At 62.3% G+C, this 23,011-nt stretch carries 28 protein-coding genes and 1 tRNA gene; 4 read left to right on the forward strand and 25 right to left on the reverse strand.

Going from position 1 to position 23,011, the window contains the following annotated elements; translation table 11 throughout:
- Positions 1–35: 35 nt before the first annotated feature.
- The 24 genes from C1A35_RS34300 to C1A35_RS34400 form a co-directional block, all read right to left on the reverse strand.
- The gene (locus C1A35_RS34300) at positions 36–2,513 is read right to left on the reverse strand and encodes a hypothetical protein (RefSeq protein ID WP_104668695.1); all 2,478 of its coding nucleotides are present in this window, start codon (positions 2,511–2,513) and stop codon (positions 36–38) included.
- The gene (locus tag C1A35_RS34305; RefSeq protein WP_104668696.1) at positions 2,510–3,985 is read right to left on the reverse strand and encodes a hypothetical protein; all 1,476 of its coding nucleotides are present in this window, start codon (positions 3,983–3,985) and stop codon (positions 2,510–2,512) included. Before C1A35_RS34305 ends, C1A35_RS34300 begins: the two co-directional genes overlap by 4 nt.
- On the reverse strand, positions 3,985–6,624 hold the full coding sequence (locus tag C1A35_RS34310; RefSeq protein WP_104668697.1) for a glycosyl hydrolase 108 family protein: 2,640 nt from the start codon (positions 6,622–6,624) through the stop codon (positions 3,985–3,987). The genes C1A35_RS34305 and C1A35_RS34310 overlap by 1 nt, the downstream gene beginning before the upstream one ends.
- Before the next feature lie 2 nt (positions 6,625–6,626).
- Positions 6,627–7,112, reverse strand: coding sequence for a hypothetical protein (locus tag C1A35_RS34315; RefSeq protein ID WP_104668698.1), 486 nt, complete (start codon positions 7,110–7,112; stop codon positions 6,627–6,629).
- The gene (locus C1A35_RS34320) at positions 7,113–7,535 is read right to left on the reverse strand and encodes a GNAT family acetyltransferase (RefSeq protein WP_104668699.1); all 423 of its coding nucleotides are present in this window, start codon (positions 7,533–7,535) and stop codon (positions 7,113–7,115) included.
- Positions 7,532–9,871, reverse strand: a complete 2,340-nt coding sequence (locus C1A35_RS34325) for a hypothetical protein (RefSeq protein WP_104668700.1) — start codon at positions 9,869–9,871, stop codon at positions 7,532–7,534. Before C1A35_RS34325 ends, C1A35_RS34320 begins: the two co-directional genes overlap by 4 nt.
- A gap of 2 nt (positions 9,872–9,873) precedes the next feature.
- Positions 9,874–10,494: a hypothetical protein gene (locus C1A35_RS34330; protein WP_104668701.1), complete on the reverse strand. Its 621-nt coding sequence runs from the start codon at positions 10,492–10,494 to the stop codon at positions 9,874–9,876.
- A gap of 6 nt (positions 10,495–10,500) precedes the next feature.
- Positions 10,501–10,821, reverse strand: a complete 321-nt coding sequence (locus tag C1A35_RS34335; protein WP_104668702.1) for a hypothetical protein — start codon at positions 10,819–10,821, stop codon at positions 10,501–10,503.
- 3 nt (positions 10,822–10,824) lie between these two features.
- Positions 10,825–11,016, reverse strand: coding sequence for a hypothetical protein (locus C1A35_RS34340; RefSeq protein ID WP_104668703.1), 192 nt, complete (start codon positions 11,014–11,016; stop codon positions 10,825–10,827).
- A gap of 55 nt (positions 11,017–11,071) precedes the next feature.
- Positions 11,072–11,503 carry a hypothetical protein gene (locus tag C1A35_RS34345; RefSeq protein WP_104668704.1) on the reverse strand — a complete coding sequence of 144 codons (432 nt, stop codon included), beginning with the start codon at positions 11,501–11,503 and terminating at the stop codon, positions 11,072–11,074.
- Between the two features lie 12 nt (positions 11,504–11,515).
- Positions 11,516–12,418, reverse strand: a complete 903-nt coding sequence (locus C1A35_RS34350) for a phage capsid protein (protein ID WP_104668705.1) — start codon at positions 12,416–12,418, stop codon at positions 11,516–11,518.
- A 116-nt stretch (positions 12,419–12,534) separates the two neighbouring features.
- Positions 12,535–12,750 carry a hypothetical protein gene (locus tag C1A35_RS34355; RefSeq protein ID WP_104668706.1) on the reverse strand — a complete coding sequence of 72 codons (216 nt, stop codon included), beginning with the start codon at positions 12,748–12,750 and terminating at the stop codon, positions 12,535–12,537.
- Positions 12,747–13,013, reverse strand: a complete 267-nt coding sequence (locus C1A35_RS34360) for a hypothetical protein (RefSeq protein WP_104668707.1) — start codon at positions 13,011–13,013, stop codon at positions 12,747–12,749. The genes C1A35_RS34355 and C1A35_RS34360 overlap by 4 nt, the downstream gene beginning before the upstream one ends.
- A 1-nt stretch (position 13,014) precedes the next feature.
- A complete protein-coding gene (locus C1A35_RS36495; RefSeq protein ID WP_199773104.1) occupies positions 13,015–13,902 on the reverse strand; it encodes a hypothetical protein in 888 nt (295 codons plus the stop codon).
- 3 nt (positions 13,903–13,905) lie between these two features.
- Complete coding sequence (locus tag C1A35_RS36225) at positions 13,906–14,418, reverse strand: hypothetical protein (protein WP_158665254.1); 513 nt, start codon at positions 14,416–14,418, stop codon at positions 13,906–13,908.
- A complete protein-coding gene (locus C1A35_RS36230; protein ID WP_158665255.1) occupies positions 14,387–14,668 on the reverse strand; it encodes a Bbp19 family protein in 282 nt (93 codons plus the stop codon). The genes C1A35_RS36225 and C1A35_RS36230 overlap by 32 nt, the downstream gene beginning before the upstream one ends.
- Positions 14,665–14,808 carry a hypothetical protein gene (locus C1A35_RS36235; protein WP_158665256.1) on the reverse strand — a complete coding sequence of 48 codons (144 nt, stop codon included), beginning with the start codon at positions 14,806–14,808 and terminating at the stop codon, positions 14,665–14,667. Before C1A35_RS36235 ends, C1A35_RS36230 begins: the two co-directional genes overlap by 4 nt.
- Positions 14,805–16,499, reverse strand: coding sequence for a portal protein (locus C1A35_RS34370; protein ID WP_104668708.1), 1,695 nt, complete (start codon positions 16,497–16,499; stop codon positions 14,805–14,807). The genes C1A35_RS36235 and C1A35_RS34370 overlap by 4 nt, the downstream gene beginning before the upstream one ends.
- Positions 16,499–16,954 carry an HNH endonuclease gene (locus C1A35_RS34375; protein ID WP_104668709.1) on the reverse strand — a complete coding sequence of 152 codons (456 nt, stop codon included), beginning with the start codon at positions 16,952–16,954 and terminating at the stop codon, positions 16,499–16,501. The genes C1A35_RS34370 and C1A35_RS34375 overlap by 1 nt, the downstream gene beginning before the upstream one ends.
- A gap of 1 nt (position 16,955) precedes the next feature.
- Entirely contained in the window at positions 16,956–17,168 is a 213-nt protein-coding gene (locus tag C1A35_RS34380) for a hypothetical protein (protein ID WP_104668710.1), read from the reverse strand.
- Between the two features lie 94 nt (positions 17,169–17,262).
- A tRNA-Asp gene (locus tag C1A35_RS34385) sits at positions 17,263–17,338 on the reverse strand.
- A gap of 47 nt (positions 17,339–17,385) precedes the next feature.
- Positions 17,386–18,888, reverse strand: a complete 1,503-nt coding sequence (locus C1A35_RS34390) for a terminase (protein ID WP_104668711.1) — start codon at positions 18,886–18,888, stop codon at positions 17,386–17,388.
- Between the two features lie 210 nt (positions 18,889–19,098).
- The gene (locus C1A35_RS34395) at positions 19,099–19,623 is read right to left on the reverse strand and encodes an NUMOD4 motif-containing HNH endonuclease (RefSeq protein WP_158665257.1); all 525 of its coding nucleotides are present in this window, start codon (positions 19,621–19,623) and stop codon (positions 19,099–19,101) included.
- 212 nt (positions 19,624–19,835) lie between these two features.
- Positions 19,836–20,399: a hypothetical protein gene (locus C1A35_RS34400; RefSeq protein ID WP_210202588.1), complete on the reverse strand. Its 564-nt coding sequence runs from the start codon at positions 20,397–20,399 to the stop codon at positions 19,836–19,838.
- A 120-nt stretch (positions 20,400–20,519) separates the two neighbouring features.
- On the opposite strand from C1A35_RS34400, the gene C1A35_RS36240 reads away from it, so the two are divergent.
- The 4 genes from C1A35_RS36240 to C1A35_RS34405 all read left to right on the forward strand — a co-directional run bounded on the left by C1A35_RS36240 (position 20,520) and on the right by C1A35_RS34405 (position 22,094).
- On the forward strand, positions 20,520–20,696 hold the full coding sequence (locus C1A35_RS36240; RefSeq protein ID WP_158665258.1) for a hypothetical protein: 177 nt from the start codon (positions 20,520–20,522) through the stop codon (positions 20,694–20,696).
- A 201-nt stretch (positions 20,697–20,897) separates the two neighbouring features.
- Complete coding sequence (locus tag C1A35_RS36245; RefSeq protein ID WP_158665259.1) at positions 20,898–21,071, forward strand: hypothetical protein; 174 nt, start codon at positions 20,898–20,900, stop codon at positions 21,069–21,071.
- Entirely contained in the window at positions 21,068–21,241 is a 174-nt protein-coding gene (locus C1A35_RS36250; RefSeq protein ID WP_158665260.1) for a hypothetical protein, read from the forward strand. Before C1A35_RS36245 ends, C1A35_RS36250 begins: the two co-directional genes overlap by 4 nt.
- A gap of 370 nt (positions 21,242–21,611) precedes the next feature.
- Positions 21,612–22,094, forward strand: coding sequence for a hypothetical protein (locus C1A35_RS34405; RefSeq protein ID WP_104668714.1), 483 nt, complete (start codon positions 21,612–21,614; stop codon positions 22,092–22,094).
- 17 nt (positions 22,095–22,111) lie between these two features.
- Here C1A35_RS34405 and C1A35_RS34410 read toward each other — a convergent pair whose 3' ends face one another.
- Positions 22,112–22,699 (reverse strand): helix-turn-helix domain-containing protein, encoded by a 588-nt coding sequence (locus tag C1A35_RS34410; protein WP_104668715.1) that lies wholly within the window; start codon positions 22,697–22,699, stop codon positions 22,112–22,114.
- Positions 22,700–23,011: the final 312 nt, after the last annotated feature.

Genomic DNA, 23,011 nt, shown 5'->3' on the forward strand with positions numbered 1-23,011 from the left:
GGGTATTATCGCAACCGGTTTCGATTATCACAACACTACTCGAATGCCTTTGACAAGTCAGGCGTGTTCATTTCGCTGTTGGCGCCGGGCGCCCACCAGTATGACGCCCCGCGCATTTCCATGCGCTGGCGCTGCTTGTCAGACGTTCCCGGCGCCAGCGTGTCCTGGATGTTGTCGTACACCAGCCGGTTGAACGCGGCTTTCAGGTACCACAGGTTCATGAGCGGCGTGGCGTTGCGGCGCACCCACTGCACAGCCTTGAGCGCATACGGGTGCTTCGACTCGCCGTTCTCTGCGTCCGTCACTGCCTGGCGCGCTTCCTTGACCAGATCGGACATGGCCGAGAAGCCCGGGCCGAACAGCGTCTCCAGGCCGGCGCCTGCTGCGGTCTGACCGTTGGCGAACAGATCGCCGTAGATGCCCAAGCCGCCGCCGGCTGCCAGCGATTCCATCCAGAACTTGCGCCCCTCGGGCGTGTCCGGGTTCATGTTGCGCGGGTTCTGTCCGTTGATGAGCGCCTTAATCTCGGTGGCCAGTGCCCCCATCATCATCGAGTACGCGGCGAACTTGGCCATGTAGGCGGTCTTCGCGCCCCAGCCGTCGAGCGTCTTGGCGGCTTCCCACTGCTGACGGAATACCCCCAGCGGCACTGACTTGAACTGCAGCATGAAGCGGTTGAGTTCGCCTGCCACCGTGCCGGCCACGTATTTGTCGGTGCCCAGCATTACCTTGTCTTCGACGGTGGATGGCGACGCGCCACGCGCGCCATACTGCATCTCGCCGTACGCAACCTCCAGCAGCTTTTCTGCCGCCGCGTCTTTCATCTGCAGCGTGACGCTGGGGTCTTTGATGTCGTAGATCGCCTGGGGCGTGAGCAACCGTTCGTTGCCGCTGTATCCCTTGTCGAGTTCGGCTTTCTTCCACACGGCCCAGTGGTCTTCGGTCACGCCGCGGCGCTGCAGCATCCGCGCCTCGCCTTCGGCAGATGCCAGCGTATCGTGCTCACGCGTGAACTTGCCCAGCGTGTCCATCACGGTGCGGCCGATGCCCGAGCGCATGCCACGGTCGAACGCGTTCAGCCCCATCATGCGGTGCGTCAATTCGTTCAGCCAGTTGCCCCAGCCGTTGTTCAGGCCGTCTTCTACCACGCGATGCTGCATGTGCTGGAAACCTTCCTGCCACACGCCCAGCTTGTGCAGGAAATCTTTCTTCTCCGCGCCGGCGGCCATGCCGTCCACGAGATTGCGGAACACGCGCATGGCAGGCAGGCCGCTGTAGTTGGCGGCCATCTTGATGCCGGCTAGATCAGGCAGCGCGCCGAACAACGAGCCGAGTTGAGTGGACGCGATCAGCCCGCGCAGATTGGCCATCGCGTTGGCCACGCCGGCGTTCTGCGGGCGTTCCGGATTGACGTAGGCATCGAACAGCCGCTCGGTCTTGTTGCGCAGCGTATCCAGTCGGCGGAAATCCTTCTCGCCCGAGAGCGTTCCGTGGTCCGCTTCGTAGGCTTGCGCGAGCGCCTGCTTGTAGTTCTTGTCGGCCTGGCGGCCGAACGTCTCGGCCATGGCGATGTCCTTGGACATGCCGCGCACGTGCGCGCCGAGCAGTTCGTACATGTTGCTGGTGCGGCCGTACTTCTGCATCGCCTGCGACCACGCGTCGGAATTCTTGAAGAACAACTGGCGCGGTGCGTTCTTGTTACCGCCCACCAGGGCTGAACCGCCGGAGGGGGGTGCCTCGCCGCGCTTGTTGGCGCCGTCGGTGGCGATTGAGCGCCACGATTCCTCCAGCATCGAGCGCAGCTGATCGTCGCTCATGCGGGTGCCATCCGCGTTCACGTACGCGCGGCGGTCCGCCCATTGCATGTGATCGTTGACCCACTGTTCCTTGCCAGCGGACGACGCTTTCATCGGGTCTTGTGGCTGCGGCGTGCGGTAGTCCTCGCGCTTGTTCAGCGTGAGGCCGGCGCGCTGGAAGCGCTCGGCCACCGTGTTCATCAGCTGCTTGATGCTGTCGGCGGCGCGCTTGGCTTCCGGCGTAGTCGGCTCACCAAACAGGCCGCGCGCGATATCGCGCTGCTTGGCAGGGTCTTGGAACATGCCGAACAGCTTGCCGCCATCCGCTTCATGCAGCCCTTGCAGCTGCCGGAAAAAGTTGGCGGACACGGCGTTGGTGCGCTGCTCGATGTTCACCAACTCGTTCTTGAGATAGTGCACCTGGCCTTTCAGCCCGGGTTTGACCGCAGCCGTATCGGCAAACAACTTGGCTTTGCGCGACGCTTCGGTCAGCGCCTGCTCGTGCGCGCGCACCGTGTCGCGCAGCATCCACTCCTTGGCCAGATTGGCAGCTGCGGCGTAGCGCTCGTTCGGCGGCATCGACAGGAAGTTCGCCTCGTCCGTCATCGACAACTCGCGCAGCGCGCCGCGGATGCGTTCTTCGATGCCGTCGAGTTCTGCCTTGGACAGCTGGCGGCCGGCGGCCTGCTGGATGGCGTCAGCGCATTCTTGCTTCATACGGTCCTCAGAAAACAGGCGACAGCCACATCGTGCAGTTTCGCGTCACTCTCGGCCTGCGCCATCATCTGCTGCATTTTCTGCGGCAACTCGGATGCCCTGACCGTGCTGCCATCCGGCAACTCGATGTCCATGTCGGGGTGGCGCGCGGCCAGCTGGTCGATCGTGGCCTGCGTGGAAGGTTCGAACGTCGGGCCTGTCTGCTCGCCGGTAGGGCGCTCCATCGAGGGCGGAACTTCGACCCGCTCCCGCTGGGCGGTTTCCGGGCGCATGACAGGTGGCGTCGGATCGGCCAAGTCGCCGTGCACAACCTTGGCGGCGCTCTCGATATCCTGCGCCAGTCGCACTTTTTCCGGGTCCACGATCGCGCCGTTCACTACGCGATTGGCTTCCTCCGGCGTAATCTCTGGCGTCTTGCCCTGCAGTACTTCGGCCACCGACCGGTCCTGCAACTCACGATCCAACGCACCCGTCACCGGGTCGGATGGGATGCCAGCGGCGCCACGGTTGATCTGTTCTTCGCGACGCACGTCAAAGGCGCTTTCCACCATCGGCTCGGGCGGCCGCGCATCAGGCGCGGCGCGGCGAGCGGCGTTCCCTTCCACGTGCGCCCAGCCGCCGAACGCCAGACCAAGGATGGCGTCGGCGGCGATCGCTTCGCCGTCAAGCGCGCGGTATTGGCGCGCCATCTCGTGGTAGCCGCCAGCTTCCAACACGCTGCTGGTAAGCGCGCGCGAGGCCATGCCGAAGCCGGTATTGACCAACGACGAATACGCTGCATTGCCGACGATGCTGGACGACGCTGCTGCAGAGAGCCCGGCCACGGTGTAGAGCGACTTCGCCGCTGCGCCAGCGCCGGCCGCTTCGGCGGACATGGCGGCGCCGAGCGCCCCGCGCGCGAGCGCGCCTGTCATCTTGACCGGCAGGTACGCGCCCAGCGCGGCCATCGCGCCGGTTGTTGCTGCAGCTTCACCCGCGGTCTTTTCGTCCACGCCCGCGTCACGCAAATCCAGGTAGTTGTTGTAGCCTTCCGTCACCCCGAGCGTGGCCGCACCGCCAGGCACACCGCCCATCAGCGAACCCATGCCGAAGATGGTCAGGCCGCGGGCCGTCTGCCCGAGCACCATCGCGCCCGTGCCGGTGGTGCGCGGGTCGAGGCGCGACCACTGCTGCACCGCCTTCAACTGATCGTCGTAGGGCGCAATCGGTTTCAGGTTTTCCAGCTCCTGAATCTGCTCCTGCGTGACTTGGGGATTGAGAACCATCCCCTCCATCATTTCCTGCTTACCGGCCTGCATGGCGAAATCGCTGACAGTGCGGCCGACCGCAGCCAAGCCACCAGTTACGCCCTTGCCGACCGCGCTGCCCAAGTTCGAGAACAGGCCGTCCGGCGTGATTTCCGTAGCCGGATCAGCCGCGCCCATGGCATCTTGACGGTAGCCCTCCAGGGGCGAGAAAACGTCGAGGCCCATCAGCGTTGGCCCCCGTACCAATTCGTTTCTGGCACGACCAAGCCGCGGCCGGCGCCCGCGCCTTCCTGGGGCCGGCTCATGTCCACGATGACAGAGCGGCCATTCGCACCGACCAGCGCCTTGTTGCCAGTCATGACAAGGTACTTGCCGTCGCCAACGTTGGAGTATTGGTAGGCGTCCGGCGCGTCCAGCTTCGTGCCCTTGATGCCGCCTTTCTGCAGCGCGGCGTCGAGCGCCCACGGAAACTGCGTTTGAAACTGACTCTTGGCCATGCCCCACGGCATGAACAACGTGCTGCCGTTCTGTTTGGCCGAGCCCCCCGTAACAGCAGTGATCGCGTTTTGCACCAAGTCCTGGTTCAGTTTGTCCGGTGTCATGCCCCGATGGTACATGTCCGCCACGAGGTAGTTTTTGACCGCCTGGTAGGTGTCGGCCGCCAGCTGGTTACTGTGCTGCGCATCGGGGCTCGCAAACGCGTTGGCGCCAAGCGATGTCCAGAACATCGTGCGGATTTTGTTGTCATCGATCTGCAGCGGGCGCCCCGTTTTTTGCGGGTCGTCGATATCCTTGCCCTGCAGGATGTGCGCGCCCTCCAGGATGTACTGTCCGACCTGATCGCCACTCTGCGCGCCGCCGGCGGTTTGCACGCGGCCTGGTTTCGTCGAGGTAGCTGCAGCCACGGCCAGCATCGTGTTCTTCGGCGCGATCTGCGACAGCGTATCGGTGAACCAGTCGTCATGACCCTGCGTGGCTTGGCGCACCTGTTTGAGGTAAGCCATCTGGTCTTGCGGCGGCAGCTTGCTCACGATTCCACCAAGCTGCGACGCCTCGTCTTGAGACAGCAGATGTGCGTCTGCGCCGTAATCCGTGCGGCCGGCGTTGGCCACGCCGATGCGCTGGCCCAGCGATCGGCCGAATGCCTGCGGCGTGGTGAAGTCCATGGGCTGCGCGTTCAGCCGTGGCTGCGTCCGTGCCCACGCCATGTAGTCGTCGTTGCGCAATTTTTGCAGCCGTGTGTACGCTTCCACTGCCTGCTTGAACACCGGCGCCTTGGATGCATACTCATCGCCGCCTTCTGGCGCCAGCGTCTGCAGCATCGCTTGCGCCTGCGCATTCGGCATCGTGGCCATCTGGCCGATGAAGCCCCCCACCTGCTTGGCGTACTGCAACTGGTCGGACGCGCGCCGCCCTTCGTCGGGCCCGAACACCCGCACCAGATTGTTCTGCGAGAACCGCGGATCATCCAAGCCTGGATAGTCCTTGCCGGCCAGCAGCGAGGCGCCGGCATCTTTCAGCTGGCGCTGCAACTCGCCGCGCTCCGACGCAAGCTGACTGCCCATCGCCGACTCGGCCTGCCGCACCGCGGATACCTTTTCGGCCCACGTCAGCTTGCCCCACCCTGCGATGTCCGGTGAAGCGTTGGCGACGGCGTGATCGTCCAGCGGAGCCACTTGCGGCAGATCGCCACCATCCCCGCCGCGGCCCTGGCTTGGATCGCCGGGGATGCGCGACAGCCAATTCGACAGGTACTTACCCTGCGACGGGTCGCTCGCCACGATGCTGCGATAGCGCTGCTCTCGCAGTTGGTTGAACTTGGCCACATCACCGCCAGCCTGCTGCAGCGCGGCTTTCGTCCACGGCACGCCCTGGTTGACGGCTGCATCGAATGCGGTTGCGCGAATCCCGGCAGGCAAGCTGTCGCCACCGATCGCATCCCAGTAACGCGACTTGTACAGCTGCACCGCTTGATCTTTCGTCAGGTTCTTGACATCGATGTCGGGGTTAGCCCGCTGGTTGATGCCGAAGTTGACCGGCGCGCCTGAGTTGCCGTCGGTGGCCGAATAGCCGCCTTCTACTTTCAGCGTGCGTTGCACGATCGAGTTGAAGTCCGCGCCGCCACCGCCGGGCACTGCGCCCTTGACCCCGCCTTTCGTGAGCGTGCCGCCCTGGGCGTTAACCATTGACAGAAAGCCCTGCGGGTTGACGGCGGCCAAAGACTGCACCTGCGTGACCGCCAACGCGTGCGTCATGCGGTCCTGCCACTTCATCTTTTGCACGGGGTCAACCGTGCTCAGGCTCCCTAGCATGCCGCTACGCGAATCGACGATGCGCTTAAAATTGTCGTTGCTCGGGTCCGCGGCGATCTGATCCTGGTCCTGCTTGATGCCATCCTGCACCAGCTGGCCGGTGTACTCGCCGGTGATGCGCGCCTGCTCGCCCATCGCGCTATTGATAAGCGCGCGGCCATTGGTCGCCATGTGCGACGCAACCACACGCGCACCGATCCGGTTCGGCGCGGAATTGACTAGGTTCTGCGTGGCGTCGTTGACTTGCTTCTCGAAGTCGCTGGTGAGGTTCGCCACCTTCGCAGTGAACCCCGGGTCGTTCGGGTCCAGCGAATTGACGTGATCGTTCAGCTGCTGCTTGAGCGTGGTGTACTGCTTGCCGGCCGCGTCGTACGCCCAAATGCGCGCCTTGTCTTCTTCGACACGGTTGACGTTCTCGGCCGCCGTTGCCATCGCGCCGCCGAGTTGCTGCGTGGCTTGACCAATTTGCGAGCCGAAGTCGCTCCCGTTGGCAGCAGCGTTGATGCTGCCCTGCGGAGTCAGCTGGTCGGTGTATGTTGGGATTTGCGGCATGGTCAGGCCAAGGAGGGTGTGCCGGTCGCGCCGCCACCGGAATACATGCGATAGGCGCTGCTGCCGCCTGACAGGAGCGCTGCGGTCCCGGACAGCACGCCGGCAGAAGCCGAGTTTGACGCGTTGGCGCTATCCAGATTGCTTTGCATCTGATACCCCATCGCGCGCATCTTGGCGTTGTATTTGATCGTCAGGTTGTCGAGCGTTGCGTCTCGCGCGCTCTGCGACAGCACATCTGCCGGAGAACCTGTGTCGGTTTCCACGCCGGACGCGCCGTACGAAGCCAACGCGGTGCCGATTCGGCGCTGCGAATCGCGCTGCTGCGCTTCCGCTGCAGCTTCACCCTGCTGGGTAGCCGCCTGCGCGTTCAGGCTGGCCACCTTGGAGTTGTAATCGGCAGCAGCGGACTGCGCCTGCGCTGAACGCACGGCGCCCACCGCGCTGATCGCGGCAGCTGCTGCCGTAGCGGCGACGGCTACCATTGCCATTTACTTCACCCTCGCGTACAAAGCGCTGTCACCCCCGTCCACGCGAAACGCGCGCATGCGCGGCGCTTCCAGCGTGAACCCCAAAGCCTTAACCCAACGGTGGCCCGGCTCGAAATCGACATCTACTTCCGCTTCCACCCGGCGGTACGGCAGCGTTTCCAAAAAGCGCTGCACTGCGCGGTGGACGGCGACGAAGTGCGGGCCTGCGCGGCGATCAACCAGCGACCACAGTAGCGCGCGGTGCTCCCACAATTCGGTTGCGCCGCCGACGCCGATCGGCCGGTCATTAACCATCGCCGTGAACGAAAACTGCCCCTCCAGCATCTTGGCGTATTCCGCAGTGATATGCGGCCCGCAGTACGCCTGCGCGTCCTGCAGCTGCAATTGCTGCAGGTGCTCTGCCCGGAATGGCACAACTATCATCCGCCGTCCTGTGTCTCAAGTTGCGCTGCCAGCATTGTAATGTTGCTCGGCAGCGGGTCCGTCTGTTGCCACGAAATCTGCCCGTCCAAATCCCACGAGCCCTCCCAGGCGTAGCGCTGGTCACCGCTGAATAGGCCAACCGCCTGATCCATGTGCATCGAACTGTCGCGGAACGGCTCCGGGATCGCCGGCGAGCCGTTTGCATTCGCCGTCAGGATGTGCCCCACCGTTTGAAAGAACCTGAAAATTGCGCGATGGATGCGCTTGTACTTGCCTTGCGCCGGGCCGTCCGCGCTGCCCGCTTCAATCTTCATCGTCTTCGCCGCGCTGGTGTACTTCAAACCGACCTGCGCGATGCTGACCTGACGCTGCAACGCGACCGTTCCCGTGTTGCTGACCGTGACATCCGGGTGCGTAGCGCCATCCCCCAGCACTCCGACCGTCTGACCAGCCAACCACGTCAGCCCCGATATCGTACTCGTTGGGCTGCCATTGTACGCTGCGCTCGAATCCAAGAACACACCGTTACGAATATCGTCACCGTCTTCCCAGAACTTGGTCATGACTTCGACGTAGCGCACGGTCTGCCCGTTCACGTAGCGGCGCACCAACAGCCACACTTCGTCGCGCGTCGTGTCTGGCGATGGGATGCATGCGACGCTCTCAACTACTGCGGCCTGCGTCTGCCCGGCATCGGAGTAGCCGCCGATGATGTGCTGATGCCAGCCGGCGACCTCCTGGTCCTTGTCGTAGGTCATGCCGATCAGCACGCCGTCGTTGCGCACCATCCACACGATCTGCTGCGGCGCAAGCTGAACACCCAGCTGCTTGAATCCGGTCTTGGTCAGGTGCTCGGAGATGAGCGAAATGTCCGGTGCCTGGAACGTGCTGATGACGAACTGGTATGTCATCTCGCGCAGTTTGCGCTGCGTGCGCTGCACGAACAGCGTGGACTTGCCGACGCGCACTGCCGGTACCGGCGCCACGCCGTAGCTGGTCGTCTGCTTGGCGTTGATGTTGGTCGGCGTGATGGCCTGCTGCAAATTGGATGGCGAAACAACCCATTCGCCGCCAGCAGTGCCAACCAATAGCCCCCATTCATCCGACACCATCCACCGGATCGCGTTGACCGTGTTGGCGTTCAGCGAGAACGAAATGGCGTTGGAATCGACGATCGTGCCGTCGATGTTCGAGGGCGCCATGTTCTCGTAGTCGCTGACGTTCGATCCATCGATGCGGTTGGGGTAGGCGGGCGACCCCGCCCAAATCAACCGATCCTGGTTGAACACCACGCAGGCCGGATAGTTCGGCAATCCGCCGATCGATTGATTACCGACGCTCCACACCCCCAGACGCCAGAATGTCGTCGTGGACGGCACAATTGCCACCGGCGGGGAAATGGTGACCGTCGGCGCCGAGGAGTACCCGGTGCCTGTAACGGACATCGTGATCGAAGTGACTACGCCGTTCGTCAGGGTCGCATAAGCGACCGCTCCACTGCCGCCGCCACCCGAAATAGTCACGCTCGGCGGGCTCGCCCCGTAGCCACTACCGCCGTTGGTCAGTGTGATCGAAAATACGCTGCCTGCGGAGATGTTGGCTGTGGCCGTCGCTTGCGTAGGAACTTGAGACCCGGTCTGCGCGGCCACGGTCCAGGTGACCGTCGTTGTGTTCGTGACGGCGGTAATCGTTCCCCACAGCCACACGCCACCCGCCTTGATGCGTAGCGGCCGCCCGATGTCCTGGTAGGAAAACCCGTTGCCACCGTTAATGCCTGCGGTGGAGCTCGCCGTAACCGTCACCGCTCCTGTGCTGCCGCTCGGCGTCAGCGTCGTGCTGGTGATGTTGATGGGCAAGTACGGGCCGTCCAGGAAATTGATCGTGGATAACACCCAGTTGGTCGCGCCAAAGCGTTGCAGCTTCATCGGCGGGTGATTCGGATGCGCGATATACAGCGTATCGGCGGACTGCGCGAATGACAGATCGAACAGCTCTGTGCTGTTATACGGCGTAGAAATTTCGTACGGCACGCCGCCGCTCAACAACTGCCCATCGTTGGTATAGAACCGTAGATAGCTATTGCCGAATTCCAGCACATACGCCTGCGTGATCGAAAACTCAAACCGCTGCAGGCGGGCCGGACTGGCGCCGCCGTACTTCGTGGCGGCCACGTAGCGCGTACCTGGGCGACGGGTCAGCCCGCCCTGCAGCTGCGTGACGTAGTTCTGGCACAGCGCCAGCGCGTTCTTGTACTTGGTGATGTCGATGCGCCCATACGTCAACGGCGACCATTCGCCGCCGTTGAAGTTTGTTTGTGTCCAGGTTGCGCGCGGCATGGTCAGGAGTACCGGACCAGCCAGAAGCTGTCATCCGGTGGATCGGTTGGAATCGTCTCGAACGCGTTCATGCGCTTGGCTTCGGCCAGCGCGTCCTTGTACTCGGCCTGCAGATCACTCTTTTTCTGGTTCGACTGCGTGAGCGCTTCGCAGATGTCGATGCCCAGCGCGATCGCCAGCATGTCGTAGAAGATCGCGTCGAACTGCGAAGCGTCCGTGATATCTGAGATGTAGCGCAGGTACAGCGCCGGCGAGCCGGGCGCCACCGAACCGTTCGCGTTGGCGCCCAGGTACGGCGACTGCATCGTGTTCGTCAGAATCTTGCCGCTCTCCACCGACCAGTCCAGATAGGGGTCAGTCGGCAGCAACACACGCAGGCAATCGGCCGGCAGGGTGTATGCGTACTGAAACTCGAAAGCCGGCGGCGTAACGTCGGGCGCGAGCACGGCGCGCTTGGTGGCGAACTTCCACCGGTACTTCATCAACTCCGAACGCCGGTTCGAGTCGTAGGCCACCGCGCACACCCGCGCCTCGCGCGAGTTGTCCGTGATGTCCATGATGCGTGCTGCACCAACGCGCTGGAGCGCGCTGTTGCAGACGTCGGTCTGAGACTGGCCGGCCATGAGCTATCAGCCGATCCCGACCAGCCACGCGTTGGTGGCGGAAATCGTGCCTGCAGTCAGCGCCAGGCGCACGCTGCCGGCCGGCAGGTAGATGCGCGTCAGCGTACCGGGCGCCGCCGTGATCTGCAGTGGCGTTGCCGGCACCGACACGTCGCTGACCGGCGACCACGTGACGCCATCGGGCTGCAGCATCTGCAGCTGCAGCGTCGCGCCCGTCAGCGTGCCGTTCACGGTCAGGCAATAAATGCCGCCACGAATCTGGACCTGCGGGCCCGTTGCGCTGGCGTTGGCCAGCAGCGGGTATGAGAGCGAGTCCGCGCGTGCCATGGCTTACAGCGGCGCGTAACCGAGACGGGTGATGAAGTTCTCCAGCTTCTCGACTGCCAGCAGGAGGTCTTCGCGCGACGGCACGTTGGCCGACGTGTTCACGACGACTTCAACGTCCTTGCCGGTCGTGGTCGAACTGACCGCGGCCTGGTACTCGTTGTCGCCGACGTTGACGCCGTAGAAGTAGGTGGCCATTGCCAGCTCCTAAAAAGAGGACGGGGCCGCGGCGAACCGCAGCCCCTGGCGCCGATCAGTTCGGCAGGGTGGCGAACACTTGCACAACCAGCGTACCGGACGCCGGGAGTGCTGCCGTGCCGACCGTCAGGAAGATGCGGTCGGTTGCGGTCAGTGCAGCCGCAGCCAGCGCAGCGGCGCTACCCACCGGCACCGGCACGTTCGCGGTCGTGAACGTGGTGGCCGCCATGAACGCCGTGGCGCTCGATGCATCGCCCATCGAGAGCGTCGCAGTGCCAAGCGTCACGCTCGTCGTGATCTGCGCGCCGGCAAACAGATAACCGGCGGGCAGGTCGCAGATGACGATCGTGTCGCCCGATGCTTGCGACGCCAGCGTGATGGTTGCGCGGAACACACGCTCGCGTGCGCCATAACCGGCGGTGGCTTGCGGCTTGATGACAGGCGTGCTGGAGACGCCCGACATTTCATTGGAGAAAGTCTGTGCCATGTCGTCGGCTCCTTATGCGCAGTTGATCTGGACGCAGCGCTTTTCTTCGGTGCGGCAGGCACCGACCGTTGCAGTCACGTAGACCTGCCACGAGTTGCGCTTGTCCGGACGCTTGTCCACCGACGCCTGCACGTCGTTCCACATGCCCAGCGCCAGGCCCGACTTGGCCCAACACGGCACGTAGTACAGACCGCCGGTGCTGATCGAGCCAGCGTACGACGGGCCGCCCGGGATGCGTTCCGAGTGGATGAAGTTGAAGCCCATGAAGGAGCGGATGCGGCCTTCCACCAGCACCGGACGGTCGGTGTAGTCGAGGCTGATCGCCTGCACTTCGTTGAGCAGGTTGTCGTGCTGTTGCGCGGTGATGGCCACGAACAGCTGGTCGTTGTCGATATCGACTTCGGCCTGCATCAGCAGCTTCTTGGCAGCACGCAGCTTGGCCACGTTCAAGCCCGTGTTGGCCGAAGCGCCCACGTTGGCTGCCACGATCTGACCGGACGGGAACGTCACGGCGGTCGTGCCGTTTTCGCCGGTGTTGTTGGTGCCGAAGAAACCGTTGATGATTTCGTCGTCCATCGCGCGGCCCATGGCCATGACGCCGGCTTGCGTGTACGGCCCGGTCGGGTCGATCAGCATGCGCAGCTTGTCCTGGCTGTCGATCAGGTCGGCCCAATCGTAGTCGGTCGGGTAGACCCAGCGGCGGTCTTGCGGGGTGGAGATGAGCGGCGTGTCCGAGTGGCGAGCCAGGTTCTTCACCGGGGTCACCGCACCGAACTGTTCAACCACGGTCGCGGCCTTGCCGACGAAACCGTGCTCCATGACAGCGCCGCGCAGGCGGGAGCCTTGCTGTTGCAGCAGCATCGCAATGTTGGTGCTGTACTGCTGTACGAAGGCGGTCGTAACAAACTGGGACATTTTGGCCCCTCCAAGTCGAGTTCAAATCGAAAGCGGTGGCCTTTCAGGCGCCACTGACTCCCGGCTTGTCCTCGGCACGGAGGGGCCAAGTTGTGCTGCTGATTACCGCTGCAGGGTCACTTGAAGATTTCCGGTGACTTGTCCGCTGCGGTCCGGCCGCGCTTGCCTTGCGCCTTTTCAGGCTCAGGCGGCGTAGCCGGATCAATCACGATGCGATTGTAGAACTGCGTTGCGATATCCGCAATAGCATTCCGATCAGAATGCAAGCCCTCGCGTTTGGCCTGCTCCATGGCCAATTCCAGGCAGCGCAGACGGATTTCTGCGTCGGTCATGTCGCTTCCTGGTTCTCGATGGCGACGATCGGATCGCCAGGCGCCAGATCGATCGGCGCCGGCGTTGCCGGATCGACGCTGGCCGGGGCATCCGCCACATCGTGGATGTAGCCGTAGACGAACCCCGTGCTGTCGTCCTGGCGGACTTCGACGGTATAGTTGGCCATGTTCGCCACGTTGCCGGTGCGACGGGCCCAATCCAGCAGGTAGTTCTGCGGGTTGTTGGCAAACCCGTCCAAGCGGGAAAATTCCTTGATGGCCATGTCAGTTCTCCGAAGGGTAGGCGTATTGGTGCAACTGGTTCCACTTCGCAGTGGCTTCGGCGTCCTTGTTCATCAGACGCGCCACGAAGTTCTTGTCCGCACGCAGCAGCCCGATTTCCGCCTTGGCTTGGCCCGGCGTGAGCGCGCTACCGAAGCGCTCGGTCTTGTCGCCCGTGACGAAGCTGTCTTCGCCCATACGCGAACCGATCTTCTGGAAGAACTCCATCGTGGCCTTGTGGCCCATCGACTGCGACAGCGCGTCGATCTGCTCGGGCGTGACGCCGAGCCCGCGCACCGCGGCTTGCGCCTGGTTCAGGTTCTGCGTATAGGCTGCGCCCCAGTCCTGCTTGAGCGCCATGTCGTCCGCCGAGAACTTCTCCTGCGCCGTCGCCTGCTGCGCACTCACGGCGCCCGTGGCCTGTTCGTTCCACCATGCTGCCAGCTGCTCGCCCTGCTTCTGCGTCAGGCCCAGCTCATGGAATTTGGACGCAGCAGCCTGCGCGAATTCCTTGCTGCCGATGCCTTCCGGCACGTCCACCTTGTAACCCGCTGCGTCCGCCGGGCGACCCAGACGGTCGTAGAACTTGCCGAGTTCTTCCGGCGTCGCATCGGACTTGGGCAGGATGACGGCGTTGCCGGCTTTGTCCGCGCCCAGCAGCTTCTCCAGGTTGCGGTAGCCATCGAGCACCTGAGCCGGCTCGGTCCAGCCCTTGTTCTGCAGATAGCCGACCGTCGTGTCGTCGGCGCTCGGCAGCCACGGGATCGCCGGGCCAGCGGGCGCGGTGGCGGGAGCCGCCGGAGCAGGCGCGGGTGTAGCGAGGGCGGCAGACGTGCCGCCATCGGGGGCAGCACCTTGTCCGCCAGCGGCGGGGGTTGCGGTATCGGTCATTCTTCAGGTTCCTGATGCAGAGAAGTAAAAACGCGCGATAGCGAGCAGCTCTGCAACAGTCGCGTCGCGTTTCAATGAATTCACTCGATTGCTTACCACCACAACGTTGCCTTTTACGTAACCCAATGCCGGGGTGATACGGTCCACTGACGGGCTACGCTCGCTTTGTTTCCCCGTCCCAATTTCCAACGGCACGCCCAGCACTGGGCACTTATCTGGTAGCACAAGGTCGGCTTCCACTAAATCGAAAGGCACCCCTTGCTTTGCTGCTCTACAGCGCAACTCAGCCAACTTTACTTTCGCCCAACGAGATTTGCGCCTGGCCGCCATGTAAGCGGTTCGCTGCGCTATATACTCCGGCGTCTTTCGTCTAGCAGCGTCGTAAATTTTCTTGCGTTCTTTTCCGCCGTTTTGATATCGGACTCGCGCATTTGCGTTGTCTCTTGCCTTTACATCCGACTGGCTTCGATACTGGCGGTTATATTCAGCTCGTGCTTCCTGGTCTGCTATTGGCATTGCTATCTCCGTATAAACGCCACAGGTCCTCTTCAGACATGTTGACGTGATGCATTATACGAAGAAACACTTCTCTACGTCCTTCTGCTACTGCGTGCGCTCTGGCGTCAACGTGAAACGTAGAGCTGTGCGCACGGCAGAAGCGCGCCAAGTCGCGCAGCACTTCATCGCCGTACGGGTTCAGGAATGTCTTGACGTACGCCGTGCGCCGGCGGAACAGATACTGCTTGGCGCGTTCGAGCAGGCTCATTTCAACTCGTCAGGCGCGGCTTTGACAGCGGTGATCGCGTCGCGCCACAGCTGCACAGCGCCTTTCAGGATCAGCGCAAGCACGGCGATGCCGCCGGCAGCCATCACCGTGTAGCCAATCGTCAGTGCGAGGTTTCTCATCCTGGTTGACCCTCCGTGGGTGTGGTGCCTTGGGGCGCGGCGGCCTTCATCATTGCGGCCATGCCGGGGAGCGCCTGCGTGACCTGCGCCGCCTGGTTCTGCTGCTCGCGCGACTGGCGGCGCGCCATCACGTCGTCCGGGCTACGCAGCCAGCGGAACGGCGCGCCGTTCACGTCCGCCAACTCCGGGATGATCTGGTCGGTATCGAACCAGTCCATGATGGACGGGTCCTGGGTTTGGGCCGCCATCTCGGCCGCCCATTGAAATGTGCGCATGATGCCGGACGCCGACTCGGCGCGCATGGCGCGGTTCAGCGGCGCATCGTATTCCACCTGATACTCGGCGCCGGCTTCCACCAGTTCGCGCGGCGGCGGCGGCAGCAAACCCTGCCACATCAGCAGGTCGAACTCGCGCTCGATCATCGGGCCGATCGACTCGGACTGGAAACGGCCCATGGTCGGACTCAGGAGCGCGCCCTTTTCGCGCGCCCGCTCCAGCACTTCGGTGGCCGTCATCTGGGGCGTCTCCACCAGAATCTGGAAGAGCGTCACCAGGAACGCGTCGTTGATCGCCTGGCGCTCATCGTCCAGCAGTTCCTTGCCGATCGCCACATTGCCCGTGTCGAGCGTGTGCACCAGCTTCTGGCCCTGCGAGTTGACCCCGCCATAGTTCACGGCGCCAGGCTTCAAGCTGAACGCATCGAGCGCGCCATCGTCGGCCGCCAGCAGCACCGGGTCCACCACGCGGTGGCCCTGCTTGATGAGAATCTTCTTCTCTTCGTTGAGCGTCTGGATCGCCGGCAGCACGTTCATCGCCGGGCTGCGGCCATAGATTTCACCCGGCGCGGTGATGTAGCGCGCGGTGGCATACGGGAAGCAGCGATATGCGCCGCGGTGCAACAGCGTCTGCGTATCCTTGAGCAGGTAGTAGCTGACGAAGCGCTTGCCCTTGGCGTCCACACGCCCCGGCTGGAAATCCGGGTTGGGTTTGACCACGTGGATGACAAACACTTCCCGTTCCGGATCGTTCTTCAGGATCGAGTTGTAGTTGTAGGGCAGCTTGTCCTCGCCCCATTTCTGGGCGATCTGCCGCAGCGTCATCTTGAACCGGCGGTACACCTTGTCCACCTGGCCCTGGAAGTTGGTCGCAAAGAACAACTCGCCCAGGTGGACGTTGCGGTAGCGCAGGCCCTTGACGTTGGGCCGGGTCGGGTCGTTGAATTCGTCGATGAACAGGCAGCTGGTGCCGAAGGCTCCGATGCTCACGTAGCCATCGTGCTGCTGCGCATGGTAACCCGAGTGGGCGCTGTAGCGGTAGCGGAACAGCAGATCGTTGACCTGATCGAACCACAGCGCGATGTCGCGGTTCTTCATCAGGTCCTGATCCAGCGGACGCAGGCGGTGCCACTGGCTGTTGGCCGGCGTCAGCATCGACTCCATGGCCGCCGCGAACTTCCACAAGGCGGCGTTGGCCGTGACGTCGAACTGCTCCTGGCCACGTTGCTGGCCGGGCACCATGTTGCCCTGGCTGTAGAACGTCGTGCTGTAGTAGGGCAGCACCTTCTGCGCCACCGTCTCCCAGTGTCGTTCCCAGATGCCGCGGCGACCGGAAATCTGGCCGAACTCACGCATCAACTCGGTGGCGAGTTCCGCGTCAGCGTCTTTGGTTTTGGGGGTATCAGCTTCAGCCATCAAACGTGCCCCCAACGATCGCCGCGGCGGATTTTGTACGCACCGCTATAGGTGATGCCGAATTGCTCGGCCAACGCACGCAGTTCTGCCGTGTCCGCAGCTGCCCGGATTCGTTTTACCTGCTCTGCCGTCAGGCGAGAGTTTTGTTCACGCGGCACGAAGTTGCGGCCCTTGCGAACCATGTCTTGCGTGTTGTCAGACATCGTTCCCAAAAACAGATGGTGTGGGTTTACGCAAGCCGGGTTGTCACAGCGGTGGAGAACTTTCTTTTCTCCCACTGGGCCACGATACAACCCGTACGAAACGCGATGCGCGCAATCCACCCGCTCACCGTTCCAGAAGTTGCCGTACCCCAGTCTCGAAAGCGCGCCCGTCCACAGCCAGCAGCCTGTCAAAGCTTCCGGGATGAATTTGGCTTCAAAGCGTTCTGTCAATCCGGGCGCGGTGCGTGCCATCTTACTGACCCAGCAGCGTCTTGGTGGTCGTGCCAGTATTCGAGAGGCCCGCGCCGCTCGTCAGGATCGTGGACGTGCGCCCACGCTGCAGCGCCATCTGTTGCTGCTGCGCGGCCACGTCGGTCTGGTTGGCGGTATTGTCCACAGTCGGCGCCGGCGGCGGTGCAGCCGGCGGAGCGTCCGGGGTCTTGGGCTTGGAGAACAGAGCGGACATGTGGGCTCCGATTTGAGTTGGTGAGGGGTCGTGTATCCGGCCCGGGCAAACCCCCACTGGAATGGAAGCCGGCCGTTACGACGCCCCTCAAGACTGGCGACGACTAGGGGGCTCGAACCCCTGACATCCGGATAGACAATCCAGCGCTCTGCCAACTGAGCTAAGTCGCCACTCTTGAGGAAATCGCATCGCGTGGAGAATAGCACAACACTTCACCCTAGCCAAATATGTTGTAGTCCACGTCGGCCGCCACCCGGTTGCGCGCCTGGCTGCGGCTGGTGCGGGTATCCGTGCGCGCCACAGGCCGGGCGAAGGTCAAAGCCAGCGCTTCGCCGTAGTCGGGAGACGCCAGGCCGCGGTCCTCCATGTGCTCCTTGCCTTCCAGGATCAGCTTGTTGCTGACCGGGTGGTAGCTGTACTCGGGGCTGATGAGGTCGGTGCGCAGTAGTGAATCGTCCGGAATGCTGCCGATCAGCAGCCACTCGGCCATCAGCGCCCACATCTCCACGCGCTTGTTCAGGAACCGGTTCGGGTCGTTCGGCGTGGCGCCTGCCTGCACTTCCACCACCCGGTGGCCCCAGGATTTCAAGATATCCACCACGCCGCCGCCCACACCGTTGCCGTCCACGAATATCGCATCAACCTTGAACTTGGTGGCCGCATCCGCGATGTGGGTGGCGAACTGCACCGTATCGATGCCCTTGTACGACTGCCACGGGATGGACACGGCATCGCGCCCCTTGCGGAAAGCGATGACGGAACGGGCGTTGCCGTTGCGTGCCACGTCGCAGCCCATGAGCAGCGGCGCACCCGGATCGGGGATCGGCTTGCGTTCCTGCGCGCCGGTCACCTGATCGGTCGGGATGAACTGGTTGGCCGACTTGTTCGGGAACTGGCCCTTGACTTCCACCCGCGTGACGTCGCTGTCTTCCCCATACTGCGCCACGATCTTGTCGAAGGTCGCGCGGTCCGTGCCCTCCACAGTACGGCTGTCGATGTTGCGCGTCTTCCAGAAGTTGCGGTCGCGGTGGAAGCACTCGAAAAAGCTGCCACTGTTGCGCCGCGGGTTGCTGAACACGAACCAGTAGCGATCCGGGATGGGCTCGGTGAAAAACCCCTCGGACACAGTCCAGATGGGTGTTGGGATACCGGACGCCTCATCGAAGATCAGCATGAAGCCGTGGTGGTTGTGGATGCCGGCGAATGCGTCCGGGTTCTCTTCGCTCCACAACTGCGCCTGGGCGTAGTAGTACCCCAGGTCGATTTTCAGGTCGCGCTTGACCGCTTCCCCAAACCACTGCGCCGGGCGCATCGAGAGCGCCATCATTTCCCACCAGTGGGCGTTGATCGCCAACGACACCCACTTGCCCAACTCGGCCCAGGTCCGGGACTTCAACTGCTGCTCCGTGTTGGCCGTCACCACCGTCGTGCCGCCCAGACGCGTCGTCTGGAACCAGTGGGTCAGCCACGACACCAAGGCGGACTTGCCGATGCCGCGGCCCGAAGCATCGGCCGATCGCCACATCTCGTAGATGGCCTGCTGCGCGGCGCGCAGTTCGTTGGCCTTGATGTGCCGGGTGATTTCCTCCAGCGTCTCTTTCTGCCATCCGCGCGGGCCGGATTGGTGCTCCAGCGGCGTGTTGGCTCTCCCCCATGGGTAGGCGAACTGCACGAACTGGAGCGGATCGTTGGCCAGCTGCGGGTCCCACAACTCCATCATGAGTTGCTGTTCGCCCTGCGCGCCGTAGATGGGTTGGGGGGATGGCATTTAGGGTTTGAATGCAGCCAACAGGAAGATGCCGGCGAGCATGAAGAGGATGAGTGGGAGGGCCATGGTCAGTGGATCGAAGGGGTGGGCGGGGTGAGCAACATGATGCGGCGTATCAGGGGCCGGTGATGCGGGATGCGTGGATCAAGGAGGATGGGGCGCTCAACCGGCGCGGCGAAAAGTGTGGCCACGGTGTGCATGCAATCTCCCTTTCAAACAACTGCTGATCCCGGAAGCCGTAAACCCAGCGTCTATTGCGGCCTTTACTGTAACAAACACGCGCTCTGTCCCGTCCGCCCCAATCGCCACGATCGCCATCGGTTTGGGTCCGCGAGGTGCGGGCGCGGAAGGTTTCTTTGGCTCCCAATGCGGGTTCTTGTGCCGATGGTAAGCGTGTACGTTTTCGACGCCCGTGACGTATTCCAAATTTGGCAACCGATTGTTCGCCTTGTCGTGATCAATGTGGTTGACTTGCACGCCATCCGCCCGCGGACCGATAAATGCCTCTGCGACAAGGACGTGGACACTACGGGTAAACTCTTTGCCCACACTGTCTCGTAAGTGAACTTGAAAGTATCCGCGCTTGGTCTGCCTGGCTACCAAGCGCCTTTGCAGACGCAAAGAAAACACCTCGCCTTCGTCCGATACTTCATACCGATCCTCAAACCCTACCACTGGTTTCTTCACGATTAATTCCTAAAAAAATTTTAGGAATCATAACACGTTGTGAAAGCCGCAACAGTTATATTTTCAAAATATTTTTAAATTTCCCGAGCCGGGCCCCCGGGGAAAACCATCGCGTCCCAAATCCGGCCCCCACCCCGCCCGCCACCCCCTCCCGCGTCATGGGGCCCCCGCGGTAAACGCGCGCGTCGAATGGGCCGCGCGTGCGCGTTCAGTCAGCTGAAGATGTCCGGGGTCGGGTCGTCTGCCGGGGGCGTTGCGTCGACCGTACGTGATTCTTCATCACGCGGTTCGATGGGCGAAACATCTTGTAAATCAATGGCTTGCGGTTGTGGTGTTGGCAGCTGGTCGATTACTGGACGCACAACGCGCGCTCTTGCCTCTTTCAGCGCTTCGCTCACGTCGATTGTCTGGCTCACGTTCAGGTCGATGCGCTCGCCGTATCGCTTCTGGTTGAACTTGCCGGCGGCCCAACGGTGCATGTTGGCGATTTCGCGCGCTCGTTGAACATCAGGCTCGTTCTTCACCACGTCGAGCGCTTCATCAACCAGGAAGTCGGCCGATATTTCGCGCGCTCTGGCGTATTCGAGAGCGAGTTCTCGCACACTGGAGAGGGAGGCAGCGAACAATTTCCGCGTCAAACCAAGTTGTTCAAGCGCCACTTTCAGCGTCGTTCCTTCGCACACCATGGCAATGGCTTTGCGCGCGAGCTCAACAGCGCGCTCATCGGAGCCAATCAAACGATCTGTAGGGACGAAGGGAGAGCGCTGAATTTCCATGCCGCGCAACTTAGGCAGAAAGCGACGGGCGGTCAAGCGATTTCAAAAACATGTTGCGATATTCGTAACACTGAGCTATAGTGCAGTCATCGCAACGCAGTAACCCACTGGAGAAACGACATGGCAACCGCCGCTCAAATCCTCGCTTTCATCAAGGCACACGGCTTCGTGTGCAGCGACAACAACGACGGCACACTGCGCGTGGTCGATGTCTACTACAAGGACGGCAATGCGTACGAAGAAATCGAGCACATCCCCGCCACCGTGAAAGCCGCTCGTGACTGGCTCGGCTATTAACCCGCTGACGAGCCCGTGAAAGTCGGGCGAAACACCGCACACGCGGTGTCCGGACAAAATTCACTGCTGACCTACCATGAAAGCCTACGCACTCTTTTTCGCAACCATCGCGCCGGCGCTTGCCTACGTTGCAAGCCAGGCGCTGAACGCAGGTGCAGCCGCTCTGTTGCTGCGCTGATCTTCCATCAGGGGGAGACAACCGTGCTTACAACCGAACAAGCCATCAACCGGCAAGCTGACCAATCTAATCTGCTGCACGAAGCGCTGCGCCTGCTCAAGATCGTGCGCAACGATTACAACTCAGCCTATCCCTTCGGCGTCGATTGGGCGCAGCAGGTGGACAAGCTTCTCGACCAACACAGGGCCCAACAATGAACCGCTACCGACCCAACGACTACCGCACGCCGCGCACGATCTACCACGCGTTCGGCAACCCGTACGCAGAACTGACGCCCGTGCGCCCCAAGGCCGATCTGGCCGACCGTCTGGCCTGGATCGCCGCCTTGAGTTTGGCGGCGCTCATCACCTGGATGCTGCTCAGCTAACCCGCCACCGCCCGCCCAACAGAAAGCCCGCCATCGAGCGGGCTTTTTCACATTTGTAACCTGGCACATGGCACGCACCCCGGAACTTCGCTAACCCTTATACTGCTTACCTTTACGGCCTATTTCCATATGTTCCTAGTAAGTAGTAGTAAGTAGTAACAGTAAACCTACACAACTAACCGGTCACCGCCCCCACGATTCTTCCCGGCGTTGGGGGTACTCTAGTGCATGGCACAATGTGGTTTGCCCTCACAAACTTAAGCCCTGTAACGCTTATTTCAATTTTACCCATTTTAACAGCATCGTGTGATAAACTGGCGCAAACCTAACAACCACGCGGTGTTCCATCCCGGAACAAGCGCCCGGAACAATGTCTTACGCCATCAACCACCGCAAGCACATCGCTGCTTTTCTGAAAAAACATCCGCTCGCCACTCCCGCTGCGATTGCAAAGGCATTGCCGCCCGCCAAACGGCGCCGTAGCTCGGTCAGTACAATCGCCGCCACGCTGCTGGACATGGTTTCCAAAAAAGAAGCCGTGCGGGTGGCGCACGGTGTGTACGCATCCGGTCTGAACCCGGTTACCGCGCATCAAGCTGCCTGCTTCGGTGATCCGTTAGCTGAGGAACTGCTGCTAGTGTTTGAGCGTCCGATGACGGGTTATACATTGGAGGATTTATTGCCTGCGGCTCGCAGAGCAGGCGCAACGGACTACGAAGCAGTCCGCAAGCTGCGGGCGCTGCGCGCCAAGGGGTTGCTGACTGGCGGCACGCGCCAGTCGCCTTTGTGGGGGCTGACAGAATGGGGATACAGCGGGCGCGTGTACGAACCTGAAATCGACATTTTCAGCTGACTGACCTTAGCGCGTCGTTACTGCCTCATCCACAGCACCGGCGCAGCGCTCTGCAACCTGACATGCTCCCTGTCTCCTCCCAATAAACACCCCAACACGAAAAATCCCGGCTCATACCCACGGCTCACGACACGCAATAAGTCCTCGCCCTCCGCTGTCCTGACGACACACAGCCGCCCGACCGCTTCCAGCGATACCCCGTCCATCGGGTGGTAGAACAGCAGCCAGCCGTCCAACGCGCCGCCGTTCTGCACGCGCAGCGCCCGGCACCCATCCGCGCAATCCGCTGGCGCCACGGCCGTCCTTGGGCCCAATGCACGCCCGAACGTGACTTCTCCCGATGGGCCAACGTATCCGGCGACTGGCACGCTTCTGCGCTTGTCTACAGCCACCGGCGCGCCGGCGTGGCGCAATACCTCATCCACTGGCACCCCAAGCAACCCGGCCACGTCTGCGGCTTCCTTGGCGCTCATGCGCCGTTTTCCGTTCAGCATGAGGCTCATGGCTGACGCATCCATGCCCATAAGCTTCGCAAGCTGGCGCTGGCTGGTCCGACGCGCACGAATGCGATCCTCGAACCACACTTTGTCAATTCCGGCAACCATGAGAACCGCCTAATCAAAATAAGGTATGCCCTCAGGTGTAGCGTTTTTCGTAACATGTTGCAACCCTCTCACCCGTCAGTACTAGTGTTGGCGCGGGATTCATCCCCCGAAGCGATGAGAGTCAACCCGCGAATCTGTCGTACCTGCCTTGCCTGTAGGCATTTGCCTGTAACCGAAGCAGAAAACTTGCATATTCGTTGTGATTTTCGTAACATGATGACAAGGCAAAAACGCCTTACCTCACTGGACAAAACTATGGCTATCGAAATCAGAAATCGCCGGACCGGCGCTGTCATCTTGGCAGTAGAAGCC

This window comes from Ensifer adhaerens (assembly GCF_002940685.1).
Lineage (GTDB): Bacteria > Pseudomonadota > Alphaproteobacteria > Rhizobiales > Rhizobiaceae > Ensifer > Ensifer adhaerens_E.

Bases quoted from the DNA above. Each gene is read 5' to 3' on its own strand.
- C1A35_RS34340 (WP_104668703.1), bottom strand. From the start codon at position 11,016: ATGGCCACCTACTTCTACGGCGTCAACGTCGGCGACAACGAGTACCAG.
- C1A35_RS34390 (WP_104668711.1), bottom strand. From the start codon at position 18,888: ATGATGGAGTTGTGGGACCCGCAGCTGGCCAACGATCCGCTCCAGTTC.
- C1A35_RS34300 (WP_104668695.1), bottom strand. From the start codon at position 2,513: ATGAAGCAAGAATGCGCTGACGCCATCCAGCAGGCCGCCGGCCGCCAG.
- C1A35_RS34315 (WP_104668698.1), bottom strand. From the start codon at position 7,112: ATGGCAATGGTAGCCGTCGCCGCTACGGCAGCAGCTGCCGCGATCAGC.
- C1A35_RS34355 (WP_104668706.1), bottom strand. From the start codon at position 12,750: ATGACCGACGCAGAAATCCGTCTGCGCTGCCTGGAATTGGCCATGGAG.
- C1A35_RS36240 (WP_158665258.1), top strand. From the start codon at position 20,520: ATGGCAACCGCCGCTCAAATCCTCGCTTTCATCAAGGCACACGGCTTC.
- C1A35_RS34410 (WP_104668715.1), bottom strand. From the start codon at position 22,699: ATGGTTGCCGGAATTGACAAAGTGTGGTTCGAGGATCGCATTCGTGCG.
- C1A35_RS34310 (WP_104668697.1), bottom strand. From the start codon at position 6,624: ATGCCGCAAATCCCAACATACACCGACCAGCTGACTCCGCAGGGCAGC.
- C1A35_RS36495 (WP_199773104.1), bottom strand. From the start codon at position 13,902: ATGACCGATACCGCAACCCCCGCCGCTGGCGGACAAGGTGCTGCCCCC.
- C1A35_RS34375 (WP_104668709.1), bottom strand. From the start codon at position 16,954: ATGGCACGCACCGCGCCCGGATTGACAGAACGCTTTGAAGCCAAATTC.
- C1A35_RS34405 (WP_104668714.1), top strand. From the start codon at position 21,612: ATGTCTTACGCCATCAACCACCGCAAGCACATCGCTGCTTTTCTGAAA.
- C1A35_RS34335 (WP_104668702.1), bottom strand. From the start codon at position 10,821: ATGGCACGCGCGGACTCGCTCTCATACCCGCTGCTGGCCAACGCCAGC.
- C1A35_RS36230 (WP_158665255.1), bottom strand. From the start codon at position 14,668: ATGAGCCTGCTCGAACGCGCCAAGCAGTATCTGTTCCGCCGGCGCACG.
- C1A35_RS34345 (WP_104668704.1), bottom strand. From the start codon at position 11,503: ATGGCACAGACTTTCTCCAATGAAATGTCGGGCGTCTCCAGCACGCCT.
- C1A35_RS34400 (WP_210202588.1), bottom strand. From the start codon at position 20,399: ATGGAAATTCAGCGCTCTCCCTTCGTCCCTACAGATCGTTTGATTGGC.
- C1A35_RS36250 (WP_158665260.1), top strand. From the start codon at position 21,068: ATGAACCGCTACCGACCCAACGACTACCGCACGCCGCGCACGATCTAC.
- C1A35_RS34360 (WP_104668707.1), bottom strand. From the start codon at position 13,013: ATGGCCATCAAGGAATTTTCCCGCTTGGACGGGTTTGCCAACAACCCG.
- C1A35_RS34320 (WP_104668699.1), bottom strand. From the start codon at position 7,535: ATGATAGTTGTGCCATTCCGGGCAGAGCACCTGCAGCAATTGCAGCTG.
- C1A35_RS34305 (WP_104668696.1), bottom strand. From the start codon at position 3,985: ATGGGCCTCGACGTTTTCTCGCCCCTGGAGGGCTACCGTCAAGATGCC.
- C1A35_RS34350 (WP_104668705.1), bottom strand. From the start codon at position 12,418: ATGTCCCAGTTTGTTACGACCGCCTTCGTACAGCAGTACAGCACCAAC.
- C1A35_RS34380 (WP_104668710.1), bottom strand. From the start codon at position 17,168: ATGTCCGCTCTGTTCTCCAAGCCCAAGACCCCGGACGCTCCGCCGGCT.
- C1A35_RS36235 (WP_158665256.1), bottom strand. From the start codon at position 14,808: ATGAGAAACCTCGCACTGACGATTGGCTACACGGTGATGGCTGCCGGC.
- C1A35_RS34370 (WP_104668708.1), bottom strand. From the start codon at position 16,499: ATGGCTGAAGCTGATACCCCCAAAACCAAAGACGCTGACGCGGAACTC.
- C1A35_RS34325 (WP_104668700.1), bottom strand. From the start codon at position 9,871: ATGCCGCGCGCAACCTGGACACAAACAAACTTCAACGGCGGCGAATGG.
- C1A35_RS36225 (WP_158665254.1), bottom strand. From the start codon at position 14,418: ATGCCAATAGCAGACCAGGAAGCACGAGCTGAATATAACCGCCAGTAT.
- C1A35_RS34330 (WP_104668701.1), bottom strand. From the start codon at position 10,494: ATGGCCGGCCAGTCTCAGACCGACGTCTGCAACAGCGCGCTCCAGCGC.